The 13414-nt window shown below is 48.4% G+C and carries 9 protein-coding genes; 5 read left to right on the top strand and 4 right to left on the bottom strand.

Features of this window, described 5'->3' with window-relative positions; genetic code table 11:
* Positions 1-19: 19 nt before the first annotated feature.
* Both QL234_RS20830 and QL234_RS20825 read left to right on the top strand, forming a co-directional pair.
* Positions 20-817, top strand: coding sequence for an outer membrane lipoprotein-sorting protein (locus tag QL234_RS20830; protein WP_281559696.1), 798 nt, complete (start codon positions 20-22; stop codon positions 815-817).
* A gap of 4 nt (positions 818-821) precedes the next feature.
* The gene (locus QL234_RS20825; RefSeq protein WP_281559695.1) at positions 822-2033 is read left to right on the top strand and encodes a hypothetical protein; all 1212 of its coding nucleotides are present in this window, start codon (positions 822-824) and stop codon (positions 2031-2033) included.
* A gap of 116 nt (positions 2034-2149) precedes the next feature.
* Here the strand turns inward: QL234_RS20825 and QL234_RS20820 are convergent, their stop codons facing one another.
* Positions 2150-4747 carry an EAL domain-containing protein gene (locus tag QL234_RS20820; protein ID WP_281559694.1) on the bottom strand — a complete coding sequence of 866 codons (2598 nt, stop codon included), beginning with the start codon at positions 4745-4747 and terminating at the stop codon, positions 2150-2152.
* A gap of 804 nt (positions 4748-5551) precedes the next feature.
* On the bottom strand, positions 5552-5878 hold the full coding sequence (locus tag QL234_RS20815) for a lipoprotein (protein WP_044833854.1): 327 nt from the start codon (positions 5876-5878) through the stop codon (positions 5552-5554).
* Positions 5879-6077: 199 nt separating this feature from the next.
* Here QL234_RS20815 and QL234_RS20810 point away from each other — a divergent pair, with 199 nt between their 5' ends.
* On the top strand, positions 6078-6917 hold the full coding sequence (locus QL234_RS20810; RefSeq protein WP_281559693.1) for a 2OG-Fe(II) oxygenase family protein: 840 nt from the start codon (positions 6078-6080) through the stop codon (positions 6915-6917).
* Positions 6918-7165: 248 nt separating this feature from the next.
* On the opposite strand, the gene QL234_RS20805 is transcribed toward QL234_RS20810, so the two are convergent.
* Both QL234_RS20805 and QL234_RS20800 read right to left on the bottom strand, forming a co-directional pair.
* A complete protein-coding gene (locus QL234_RS20805; RefSeq protein WP_281559692.1) occupies positions 7166-10324 on the bottom strand; it encodes an efflux RND transporter permease subunit in 3159 nt (1052 codons plus the stop codon).
* A 3-nt stretch (positions 10325-10327) separates the two neighbouring features.
* Complete coding sequence (locus QL234_RS20800) at positions 10328-11533, bottom strand: efflux RND transporter periplasmic adaptor subunit (RefSeq protein ID WP_281559691.1); 1206 nt, start codon at positions 11531-11533, stop codon at positions 10328-10330.
* Between the two features lie 507 nt (positions 11534-12040).
* On the opposite strand from QL234_RS20800, the gene QL234_RS20795 reads away from it, so the two are divergent.
* Positions 12041-12496, top strand: coding sequence for a TerB family tellurite resistance protein (locus tag QL234_RS20795; protein ID WP_281559690.1), 456 nt, complete (start codon positions 12041-12043; stop codon positions 12494-12496).
* Positions 12497-12575: 79 nt separating this feature from the next.
* Positions 12576-13406 carry a S1-like domain-containing RNA-binding protein gene (locus QL234_RS20790; protein ID WP_281559689.1) on the top strand — a complete coding sequence of 277 codons (831 nt, stop codon included), beginning with the start codon at positions 12576-12578 and terminating at the stop codon, positions 13404-13406.
* Positions 13407-13414: the final 8 nt, after the last annotated feature.

The raw sequence follows: 13414 nt of genomic DNA, 5'->3' as shown, positions 1-13414 counted from the left end.
ACAGCATTTGGAGAAAATCATGACCATAAACACCAGTATCAAAAAAGCTTTAGCCACTATAACCTTCGCGATGGCAAGTTTCAGTGCCCTGGCGCTTAGCCCGGCGCAGCAGGGCATGGAGATATTCACCGAAGTGAAAAAGCGCGACATCGGCTGGGGAGACAGCAAGGCCGATATGCAGATGATATTAAGTAACGAACACGGCCAAAAAAGCGTGCGTGAGATCAAAATCAAATCGCTGGAGCAAGAAAACGACGGCGATAAAAGCCTGACGGTGTTTGATAAACCCAGGGATGTCAAAGGCACGGCTTTTCTCAGCTTCTCCCACACCACGGGCGCCGATGACCAGTGGCTGTATATGCCGGCGATAAAACGGGTGAAACGCATTTCATCCCGAAACAAGTCCGGCCCCTTTATGGGATCTGAATTTGCGTTTGAAGACTTCAGCTCGTTTGAACTGGCCAAATACCGCTACAACTTTCTTGGTGAAGAACAACTCGGCGGCAAGGACTGTTTTAAAGTGGAGCAGTTTCCGGTAGACAAAAATTCCGGTTACACCCGCCGTGTGGTATGGGTAGACAAGCAGGAATACCTGGAGCAAAAAATCGATTTTTATGACCGTAAAAACTCCTTATTAAAAACCCTGACTTATAGCGACTACCAAAAATATCCGGGCAACTACTGGCGGGCACTGAGCATGAACATGGTGAACCATCAAAACGGCAAAAGCACAGAATTAAAATGGCTCAATTACAGCTTCAACACAGGCTTGACCGAGAAAGATTTTAACCGCAACGCCTTAAAACGTACCAACTAAGCCTATGTCTGTTAGTAAATTAACGAAAACAGCAGCCGTTGCCATGCTGCTGTCACCTGGTGCAATAGCTGCCCAATTCGAATATTCCGGTAAAGTCGGCACCGAACAACGCTATTTTGTTGATCAGGGGCAGTACCCAAAACAGTTCGCTCACACCCAGCAGTCATTTTTTATCAGCCCGGAGCTGTACTGGCAATGGAACTCGGGTGATGACAGCCTGACATTCCAGCCGTTTTACCGCTACGACAGTGAGGATAACCAGCGCTCCCACCTGGATATCCGTGAATTGTCTTATATCCACGTTGGCAAAGACTGGGAGTTAAAAGCGGGCATACGCAAGGAGTACTGGGGAGTAACCGAATTTCAGCACCTGGTGGATGTGCTCAACCAGACGGATGGCGTCGACAGCTTTGACGGCGAACAAAAACTCGGCCAGCAGATGGTGAACCTGTCTCTGGTCAGGGATTGGGGCATAGTTGACATGTACCTCCTGCCCGGTTTCAGGGAAAGAACATTCTCCGGCGAAAAGGGGCGTCTGCGCGGCCCGCTGCCGGTAGACAAAAATAATGTCGACTATGAGTCCGGCGCCGGAGAAAACCACCTAGATCTGGCAACACGCTGGTCCCACACCATAGGCGATTTCGATGTCGGGGCATACTGGTTTCACGGTACGAACCGCGAACCTGAGTTAACGGCTAGCCAGGATGGCGAAAAGCAGGTGTTAAGGCAATATTACCGTCAGATGGAACAGCTGGGACTGGATATACAGGCAACCAAAGGCGATTTTCTCTGGAAGTTCGAAGCGATTTACCGCAGTACAAGTGCCGAAGATTTCTGGGCAACCCAGGCCGGTTTTGAATATACCCGGGTGGGAGTTTTTGACAGCGCAGTCGATCTCGGCTTTCTGCTGGAATATGCCTGGGATTCCCGCGGCGAAGGCGACACTGACTCTCCTGGCGCAGCCATGCAAAGTGATCTGTTTTTCGGCAGCCGGCTTGCTCTTAATGATGTGCAGAGCACTGAAGTTTTGCTGGGCTTAGGCACAGATTTGCAGCATAGCGCCACCAGCTTTATTGTCGAAGCCAGCCGCCGGATAGGCGAGAGTTTCAAGGCCAGCCTGGATGTCAGGGTGTTTCAAAGCAGCGACAAACAAGATGCTTGGTATTATCTGAGCAATGATGATCATTTGGGATTCACGCTGGAGTGGTATTATTAAGTTTTTTATCCTCTCTCCCCGTACCTACGGGGAGAGAGCTGATGTACAGCAAGGTTATTTTTCACAACGGCCAAAGGCCGTTATAGCAACCCCGGCCCGGGCTGCGTCCGTTAAGCTCAGTTTAATGCCATGGTCTGCGCCGGGTTGGCCGCCGAATACATAAAGGCTTCCACCGCATCCGCCGCCATCGGCCGGGCAAAATAATAACCTTGTCCGTACATGCAATCCATTTGCTGCAACAGCAGGGCATCCACTACATTCTCTATGCCTTCCCCCACGGTCGCCATTTTTAAGCTGGTGGCCAGGTCAATAATGGTTTTGATAATGGCCCTGTGGTTGGCGTCTTCATCGACATTGTTGATAAAGGATTTATCAATTTTTAATACGTCGATAGGGAACCTGTGCAGGTAGCTGAGACTGGAATAGCCGGTGCCGAAATCATCCAGCAGGATTTTCACCCCCAGCTGTTTCAGCGACTGCATATTCGCCAGCACCAAATCGCTGTTTTCCAGCAAAGCGCGCTCGGTGATTTCCACCCTGAGCTGCTGGGGTGATAGACCGACCCGGTCTAATATTGCCCTGATATCCTGCGCCAAGTTCTTGTTGAAAAAATGATTGCAGAACAGGTTACAACTAACGTACAGATTCTTGTCTTTTAATTTGCTTTGCCACTGTTTCAGCTGCAAGCAGGCTTTTTCCATGATCTGTAAATCGATTGCCATCACCAGGTTGGTATCTTCCGCCAGCGGGATAAATTCATCCGGATAGACAAAGCCGCGTTTACCACTGTTCCAGCGGGCCAGGGCTTCGAAACCGGCGATTTTTCCGGAAGAGAGATTCATAATCGGCTGGAAATAGGGGACAAACTCCTGTGCGCCTATGGCCTCGCGGATATCCACTTCCAGCGACAGGGCATTTTGCACCTTGGAATGCATGCTGGCGTCGAACACTTCATAGCGGCCCTTACCGTTGTCTTTGGCGTGATACATGGCGGTATCGGCATCGCGCAGCATGGTATCGGCGCTGTCATATCTGTCGTCACTGAACAATAGGCCGATACTGGTGCCGATAAATACCGGCTGCCCTTCTATGGTAAAAGGCCGATCCAATAAGCGTGTGATCCTGCTGGAAATTTCATGGGCTTCCTGTTCGTTGATCAGGTTTTCAATCAAGATCACAAACTCATCTCCGCCGAGACGGGCAACGGTATCCACTTCCCGGACAATGTCCCTGAGCTCTTTGGCGATCATTTTCAGCAATATATCCCCGGCATGATGCCCCAGGCTGTCGTTGACTACTTTAAACCTGTCCAAGTCCAGAAATAACACGGCAAATTTCACCTGCCGATCCCGTTTGCGGCAGGCGATGGCATGGTTGAGCAAATCGATAAATACGCTGCGGTTGGGCAGGCCGGTTAAACTGTCGTGGGAGGCGGTATGCTTGAGTCTTTCTTCCGCCTGCTTCCTTTGCTTGATTTCATCTTCAAGCGCCACGGTTCTAAGCTTGACCTGCTGCTCCAATAATTCATGGGCCCGGCGTTCGTAATCCGCCGCCTCACGGCGCTTGATCGCGGTTGATACGTGCTGGGAAACGAAATTGAGCAATTCGGCATCCTGCTCGGTATACTCGGTATTTTGCTGGTAACTTTGGATCACCATCACCCCGAGGATTTCACCAAAGCTGAACAGGGGCACGCCAAGCCAGGAATTGGTTTCATCCTGAGGTTTCCTGGTTTCGCCGCTTTGATGAAGCGCCATCATATCATCACGGGTCAGCAACACGGTTTCACCGCGGCGGATCACCAGCTCGGTGTAATGATTGGCCAATTTTCTCGGCCGGAAATCTTTTTCCAGATCGCGGGAATTTTGATCGAGATAATAAACAAACTCTAAGGTTTCATTTTCCTTGTCGTATTTGGCAATAAAGAAATTCACCGCATTGATCAGCTGGCCGACAATATTATGCACCTGGGCATAAAACTGCTCGATATCCAGGGAAACGTCATTGGTGAGCTCAGAAATGCGGAACAGGGATTCCTGCAATAATTCCGATTTTTCCCGCTCGCGGATCTGCTGCATTAATTCCCGGGTACGGGCGCTGACGGCATTTTGCAGCCGCTCCCTGTCCTGCAGCCGGGTCATGGCCACTACTATGTGCTGGGCGGCAAAGGTCAGCAGGTCTAAATCGCGCTCCTGGTAACGGGTGCTTTCACTGTAGCTCTGTACCACCATAACGCCGATCACGATACCGTCATTAATCAGCGGTACCCCGAGCCAGTCCAGGCCCAAAGTGCCGATACGGGCAATTTTCCGGTTGTTGGTCAGCTCAGTGATCAATTCCGGGGTCGCCAGCAAAGGTTCGGCGGTTTCAATCACATAATTGGTCAATGAGCCGGCTAACTCTTCATAGGCGATAGTCCCCTCGGGGATTTCGTCTTTCTCATCGATATGATAAACAAATTCCAGTGTCGCCAGGGTTTCGTCGTACATGACAATATAAAAGTTCTTTGCCGTCATTAACGAGGCAATGGTTTGATGCACTTCCTGGAAAAACACGCTTAAGTCGGCACAATCGTGGGATAATTGCGTCAGTTTAAACAGCGCCATATGATGTGCCTGTAAATCCAGGAATTGCTGGCGCGTCTCTGCCAGCTCCTGAGCAAGCAAACTTTCAGGATCGGCGGAAGTTCCTGTGATTTTGGCTGAATTTCCCATTATTTAAACGAATCTACTGCAATTATCTAGCTAAAATTATCAATTAACACCCGATAATGACCTGTTCTGAAGTAAATTTCTAGTGAATTCATAGACAGAAACGGCAACAATTTTTTAACTCTTGATATAAGGGAAGATTTAAAGGAGAGATTTGATGGTCAAAGTGTAAACAAAAGACTACTGCCATCACTTTAGTTATTTGCCCGACGCCGTTGCAACAAATAACATCAGTCAGGTGACTGAGTTCGAGCTCCCGGGAAGCATCCCGGGAGAAAAATTCAAGGAAACAGCTTATTTCAGCTCTTCCTGCACCTCGGGCTCTGTCCGGGCTTTTTTGCTTTTCTCTTATTACCTGAAAAAAGCCGGCGGCAATCGCTTAGCGGTCAGCACTGCCGGCTGATTTCAGCTCTTCCTGCACCTCAGGCTCTGTCCGGGCTTTTTTGCTTTTCTCTTATTACTTGAAAAAAAGCTGGCGGCAATCGCTTAGCGGTCAGCACTGCCGGCTGATTTCAGCTCTTCCTGCACCTCAGGCTCTGTCCGGGCTTTTTTGCTTTTCTCTTATTACTTGAAAAAAAGCTGGCGGCAATCGCTTAGCGGTCAGCACTGCCGGCTGATTTCAGCTCTTCCTGCACCTCAGGCTCTGTCCGGGCTTTTTTGCTTTTCTCTTATTACTTGAAAAAAAGCTGGCGGCAATCGCTTAGCGGTCAGCACTGCCGGCTGATTTCAGCTCTTCCTGCACCTCAGGCTCTGTCCGGGCTTTTTTGCTTTTCTCTTATTACTTGAAAAAAAGCTGGCGGCAATCGCTTAGCGGTCAGCACTGCCGGCTGATTTCAGCTCTTCCTGCACCTCAGGCTCTGTCCGGGCTTTTTTGATTTTCTCTTTATTGCCGCAAATAGCGATTTGATGCTCATCGCGATAATAACGAATATCAACACAGTCTTGCTGATAGCGACGCTCTAATTCCGTGCGTAAAATAGGCTTGCCTTTTGCTTTGGCGATCTGGCGCTGCAGTGCCTGACATTGCTGAATTTGCTCCGAAACCAAGGTGATATCTTCACAAGCTTTTTCCTGTGTGGCACAGCCAGACAAAATCAATAACAGACTGGGGACGACAAAAACAGATTTTTTCATTTTATTTCTCTCTTAACTGCGACCGGTAATGCCGCATTATAGCCAGCAGAGGCTAAACTAGATAGCATTTCCTTGTTATTGATCGTAATCAACTTTTGGCTTAGTTTTTCATGTTTCCTGACAGTAGTGACAGTTCATACTTTGCTCAAACCGTGAAATAGCGTAAAATTGTAGGCTTGAATGCCCTTTGGAGAAAATTATGCAAGTTCAAGTTGTAGATTATACAGCAAAAGACGCCCCCGAGCGTTTCGTAGAAAGTTTACGGAACACTGGCTTTGGCGTATTAATCAACCACCCCATTAAACAAGAAATGGTTGAGTCCATTTATAAAAACTGGCAAACCTTTTTTAATTCAGAACAAAAGCATGATTTAGCCTTCGATCCTGAAAAACAGGACGGTTATTTTGGTCCTGAGGTTTCTGAAACCGCGAAAGGCCATACCAAAAAAGACATTAAAGAGTATTACCACGTTTATCCCTGGGGACGTATCCCGGCGGAGCTTAAGGATGAAATCCTTAACTATTATAAAATGGCCTCTGATCTGGCCGCCGAACTGCTGGACTGGGTACAGGAACACAGCCCGGCGGATGTCGCCGCCAAATATTCCGAAAACCTGTCGAATATGATCAAGGATACGCCTAATACCCTGCTTAGAGTATTACACTATCCGCCGTTAACCGGTGACGAAGAGCCGGGTGCAATCCGCGCCGCCGCTCATGAAGACATCAACCTGCTGACGGTATTACCTGCCGCCAATGAACCGGGCTTACAGGTGCAGCAACAAGACGGTAACTGGTTAGACGTACCTTCGGATTTCGGTAACCTGATCATCAATATCGGTGATATGTTGCAGGAAGCCTCCGGCGGTTATTTCCCGTCGACTACCCACAGGGTTATTAACCCGAGCGGTAAAGGCAGCGATAAATCTCGTATCTCTTTGCCGCTATTTTTACACCCGCGCAGTGAAGTGGTGTTGTCAGACAAATATACCAGTGAAAGCTATTTGCTTGAGCGCTTAAGAGAACTTGGCGTTAAGTAAGTATCCGTTAATAAAAGACGAATAAAGCCGCAGGATTGCTGACAGGATGTCAGTACCTGGTTTGTGTCAGGAACATATAAACCGAAATACTTCCAGGTATAAACCCTGCTCCTCTTCATCCATGAAGCCGCAGGATTGCTGACAGGATGTCAGTACTTGGTTTATGTCCGGAACATATAAACCGAAATACTTCCAGGTATAAAAAAAGCGAAGCCAGTTACTGGCTTCGCTTTTTTATGTGCCGTTAATTATATATCCAGCACTTCATCGCTATCAAAACCTAGGTATCCGCGTACTTTGGCTTTACCGCGGCCAAGCACCCCACGTATATCTTCAATCACAATATACAGGTTAGGAATCAGCACTAAGGTCACAACAGTGGCAAACAATACGCCGAATGCCAAAGAAACCGCCATAGGGATCACTATCTGTGCCTGCATACTGGTCTCAAAGAAGACGATAGGCACCAGACCGATAAAGGTAGTGATCGAAGTTAACATGATGGCACGAAAACGTCTGTTGCCGGCAGCCATTACCGCCTCTTTCAGGGGTATGCCGGCTTTTCGGGCATTATTGACATAATCCACCATGACCAGGGAGTCATTCACCACCACCCCGGAAGCGGCCATAATCCCCAATACGGATAAGGCACTTAAATCCATACCCAAAATCATATGTCCCAGTACAGAGCCAATCACGCCGAACGGGATAACACTCATGATCATAAAGGGCTGAGAATAAGATTTCAGCGGCACCGCCAGCAAGGTAAAGATCACCATAAGGGCAATGGCCATATCGCGCATTTGCTTGTTATTATTCTCAATTTCCTCCTGGATCCGGCCTGTGACTTCACTTTTCACCAAAGGATATTTTCTCAACAGCTTAGGAATAAAGTTTTCACGGATATCATTAACCACCTTAAAAGGCTCTACCTGGTCGGCGTCAACACTGCCCCAGACATTAATGGTACGATTGCCGTTTTCCCGGCGAATACGGGTAACGCCGTCGGTCAAGCTAATGTTGGCCAGTTCAGACAAGGGCAATTCCGCACCATTGGGGGCCTGGATCAGTACATCGTCAACATGGCCTACCGAGCTGCGCTGCTCCTGCGGATAACGTACCATGACCTTGATCTCTTCACCGTCACGAAGGATACGCTGCGCTTCTAAACCGTAAAAGCTTGAAGATACCTGAGAGGCGATATCCGCCAAGGTCAAGCCTAAACTATAGGCAAGCGGTTTCAGGGTAAACTGAACTTCCTTGGCGCTGGTCTGACGGCTGTCGTTGACATCGCCGATCCCTTTAAGACTGTTTAATTTCACTTTTAACTCAGCCGCCGCCTGTATCAGTTGATCGTCATCCTTACTTTCCAGACGGAAACTGATATCGCCGTCATCACGGCCACCGCCAAATAAGTTATCATCAATGGTAAAGGATTTAACGCCGGGCAACGCAGGGATTGCCTGTCGCCATAAGTCCGACAAGGCAAAGGTATCCATGGCCCTGTCCTCGGGTAATACCAGTTTCACCTGAATATTGGCACTGGTACGGCTGCGCAGATCCACCTGCATATCATCGATCATCGGCTTGCCATATTCAGCCACGATTTGTTCATCTACCTGATACAAGATCCCCTGTATTTTTAATAAGGTATCCAGGGTCGCCTGCTCCGGGCTATCGACATTCATTTCCACTGTGATGCGCGGGAAATCTTCAGGAATTTTCGGTTGGCCGACAAAACGCACCATACCGCCGCTGAACAAACCCGCGGTGATCAACAGGAAACTGATAAACAACATCACCACAGAGTAACGGTATTTAATCGTCATCTTCAAAAACGGGGCATATTGATTTTCAATAAAGCCTTTAAGTTTGCGGTCTATCCAGCCACGCAGACGATCCAGCGGATTTTTCGGGTTAAAGGCTTTCACTTTCATATGGGCTAAATGCGCCGGTAAAATCAACTTGGACTCAACCAGGGAGAACAACAGACATAAGATCACCACCATGCCTATCGCGCGGCCGGTAGCCGCCCCTTCGCCTTCGCCAAACAGGAAAGGAACAAAAACCGCAATCGTGGTCAGTACCCCGAAGGTCGCGGGCATCGCCACTCTTTGTACGCCGCGAATTACATTGTCTATGGTATGACCTTTATCCTCAATTTCGCTATGGGCGCTTTCCCCCATCACGATGGCATCATCCACCACTATCCCCAGTACCATGATAAAGGAGAATAAACTGAGAATATTAATGGTGACATCAATAAACTCCATCGGCATAAATAACAAGGTGCCGAGGAAACATACCGGTAAGCCCATCATCACCCAGAATGCCAGGCGAATACGCAAAAACAGGGCCAGCATAAGAAAAACCAGCACGGCGCCGCTTTTCATATTGTCCAACATCATGTTTAGCCGGCCTTCCAGGTAGTAGGTAAAATCAACCCAGATATCGAGTTTTACCCCTTCAGGCAATTCCAGTTGCTTTTGCGCCACATAACGCTTCATCACCTTGGCAACATCGGTAATACTTTGATCGCCGGAGGCACCCACAAAAAAAGTAACGGAGTTTTTACCGTTATATTTAGAGTACTGTAGTCCTTCCTCGAAACCGTCTTTAATGGTGGCCAGCTCTCCCAGCAATATCTTAGTGCCGTCTTGCAATGTGATCACCGGAATCGTTTCAAATTCATGGCCGCGATAGGCCTGGCTTTCCACCCGCAGGTTGATATAGCCGTTTTCAGCACGGATCTGACCCGCCGACATATTACGGGAGTAATTGCGCACGGCTGCGGCCACATCATTAAAACTCAGACCATATTCCCTGAGTTTGTCTTTACTGACTTCAACAGAGATTTCATAACCCAGGCCACTGTAGAACTCGGAGATATTCACCAGCGGCTGCTGTTGAATTTCATCGTGTACCTTCTTACCCAGGGCTTTTAATTCCAGGTTGCTTAAATCACCGTACAAACTGATATACATGACTTGCTGTTTGAACTTAATGCGCTCAACCGTAGGCCTTTCCATACCGTCGGGAAAACTGGAAATGGAATCAATCTGTGATTTCACCTCATCCAGCACGACCTGGGGATCATATTTCTCATCAACACGAAAATAACCGGAAGAAAAGTTACGGTTGGAATAAGTGATCACCCGATCCAGTCCCTGCACGGTTTCCAGGGCCTCTTCAATCTTCATGGTGATCCCCTCTTCCACTTCCTGGGGAGCTGCCCCGGGATAAGGCGCAGAAAACTCTAACCAGTTGATTTCAACCTGGGGGAACATTTGCTTACTGATGGTGGTGGCGGTCAGCAAACCGCCGATGATGATAAAAAACATCAACAGGTTGGCAGCCACGCTGTTGCGGGCAAACCAGGCGATCAGGCCTTTATTGGTATCATGCATGGCTTAGTCCTCTACGCTGGCAATCTGCGTATCGGCGTCACTTTCTACCGCTTGCTGATCGTTATCATTTTCTGCTGCGTCTTCTTCATCCCCCAAAGCCAGCTTCATGCCGTCAACCGGAAAATCCAGTGCCGACACGATCAGGCGATCTCCCTGTTTAAGGCCGTTTGAAACAACCACATTGGCGCCGTCCTGGCGAGCGATTTCCAGGTCCACATAACGCAACAGAGATTCGTTATCCAGGATAGCGACCCGGCCATCATTGACTAAATAGCGGGGCACAACCGCAGCATGAGCAATTTCGATTCCCTGGATGCTGGCATTAACATAAGCGCCAAAACGTAACGGTTCGCTGTTGCCGGTCAAAGCATAGGGATCGTTAATTTCTGCCACTAAATAACTCATGCGGCTTTTGTTATCCACCACCCCTTCACTGCGGGCGATTGTCGCCGGCCACTGCCTTTCCTTGCCGGCAAAAACGCCGTTTAAGATCACCTGGGCATGCACCCCCTGATCGGTTAAAAACTGCAATTGGTTATCGGCAACCGGCAAACGTACTTCGGCTGTATCCGTGCCCAGCACTTTACCTACCTGGGTACCGACACCGACAAAAGAGCCCAGACCGATATTACGGCTATCGATCATGGCATCGTAAGGGGCACGGATTTCGGTGCGCTCCAGGTTGCGTTTAGCCCTAAGCACAGCAGCCTGCGCGGCTTTGACCCGGGCCAGCTCCTGTGCCAGCTGAGGTTTGCGCAAGCTCAGCTCTGTCGGTGAGCTGTCTGTAATACGTTTCCATTCCTGCTCGGCGACTTTTCCCTGCGCCCGTTCGGTTTCCAGGGCAGAGCGGGCCGATGCCATAGTGGCCTGGGCATCAATAAGCGCCGCTTCATAATCGCTGGGATCGATGCGCGCCAGCAACTGGCCTTTTTTCACCTGGCCGCCCCGTAAAAAAGCCTCGGAAAGTTCTACTATCTGGCCGCTGACCTGGGCCACCAGCTCGGTTTCATATTTAGGCTGTACGATACCGTATGACGCCACTTCCAGGGTGAGAGGAGTAACACTGATATCTTCAACGGCGACAATCGGAGTGGTATCCACTTCGGGTTTTTCTTCAGGAGGTTTTTTCATGTTGGACAAGCCTGCCATCAGGCCAACACCGGCAAGTAAAATGCCTATGGGGATAATAATCTGTTTTTTTCGTGTCACCGCTTCGTCCTCACTCAATAAATCAGGGTAGCATTATTATTTTTGCCGTAAGAATAGCTAATTCTACCGCAACAAATTTAACAAATATGTAACCGTCTATTACAAAAAACGCGCCTAAATGATAAAACCGAGCCAAAAAAGTGTGACCAAATAATATTTTACATATTTAACAATGAGATATAGACAGGTGATTCATAGTATTAGCCAGGGAAAAATAAGAAGAAATATACTGCCGCAGGTAAAAATAAAATAGGAATAGTCATTAATACTATTTATTATTAATTCCCCCTACATTTTGGCTGATTTCATTAATAACAGCCTAAAGACAGGAGAAATAAATCCGGATCAGGGAATAAAACACGGCTTTTATTACCGGCTTTGTTGCACTTTTATTGCCATCACAATGCCCGGACGTAACATTTTGTTATCAAATATCAAAAGCAAGTCCTTGCAATCAAAGGCGCCAAGCCTAACACTGAGTAGAAACATCCCGGGAGAAAATTCACTATGCTGACCAAGATAACCATGTTTTTTCAGTTTTTAAATGACGGGGCTGCGTCTGAAAATGAGCAAGAGATCTCTCTGGAAATTGCCTGTGCGGTGCTGTTATGCGAAGTGATGCGCGCCGACGAACACTTTGACCCGCAGGAGCAAGCGCATATCAATAAAATTTTGATGGCACAGTTTCAGCTAACCCCGGCAGAAGTCGATGAAATCATCGACCAGGCAATCAAGTTGAGCGAACACGCCACCGACTTTTACCAGTTTACTTCGAAAATTAACCGCCATTACTCCCTTGAGCAGCGCATCAATATGGTTTGCCTGCTGTGGCAGCTTGCCTATGCCGATGGCGAGCTGGCCGCCATTGAAGAGCATATTATCCGTAAAATTTCCGACCTGCTGTATTTAAACCACCAGGAATATATCCAGGCCAAGCTTGCCGCCCAACAGCAACTAATGTAAATAAGCCATAGTGTCAAACGGCCACTATGCGTTATCATAGCCGCTATAACTTGTTCCCTTTTTTCATTTGTAGAGTTTTATGGCAACTATTGGTAAATTCAACACCCTCCCCGTTATCGCCCTGACGGATAATGGCGCTTATCTCGATGCCGGTGAGCTCGGAGAAATCCTGCTGCCAAACCGTTATCTTCCCGAAAATTGTCAGCCAGATGACCGGTTGGAGGTGTTTGTTTATCTCGACTCCGCCGATCGCCTGGTGGCAACCACGGAAAAACCTTTGGCCCAGGTAGATGAATTTGCTTCCCTGAAAGTGGTACAAGTCAACAAAATGGGCGCCTTTTTAGACTGGGGTTTGCCAAAAGACTTGCTGGTGCCCTTTAACCAGCAACATACCAAGATGGAAGTGGGCAAATATTACCTGGTCAGGGTTTTCCTCGACCAGAGAACCGAACGCCTGGTGGCCTCAAGCAAACTGGACAGGTTTCTCGATATCTGGCCGGCAGAATACCGGCAAGGGGAAAAAGTCGAGTTGACCATAGGCGGCAAAACCGATTTAGGCTTTAAGGCCATTATCAACAACAGCCACTGGGGCCTGTTATATAACAATGAAATTTTCCAGCCGCTGCGCACCGGCAAAAAGCTCACCGGCTACATCAAACAGCAAAGGGAAGATGGCCGTATCGATCTGATTTTGACCCGCGGCGGCAAAGGTAAAGTGATCGATTTCAGCGATAAATTATTGGCCTATCTGGCGGACAATGACGGTTATGCCCCCCTGCACGATAAAAGCTCGCCCGAACAAATTAAAAGAGCCTTAGGGGTCAGCAAAAAAACCTTCAAGGCTACCGTGGGCAACCTGATGAAAAAAGGCAAAATCACCATAGAAGCCCAGGGGATACGCCTGAAATAAGCCAACCG

This window comes from Thalassomonas sp. RHCl1 (assembly GCF_947387555.1).
In the GTDB taxonomy this organism is placed as follows: domain Bacteria; phylum Pseudomonadota; class Gammaproteobacteria; order Enterobacterales; family Alteromonadaceae; genus Thalassomonas.
The sequence above is the reverse complement of the archived record's forward strand: the minus strand, read 5'-3'. Positions and strand labels throughout refer to the sequence as shown.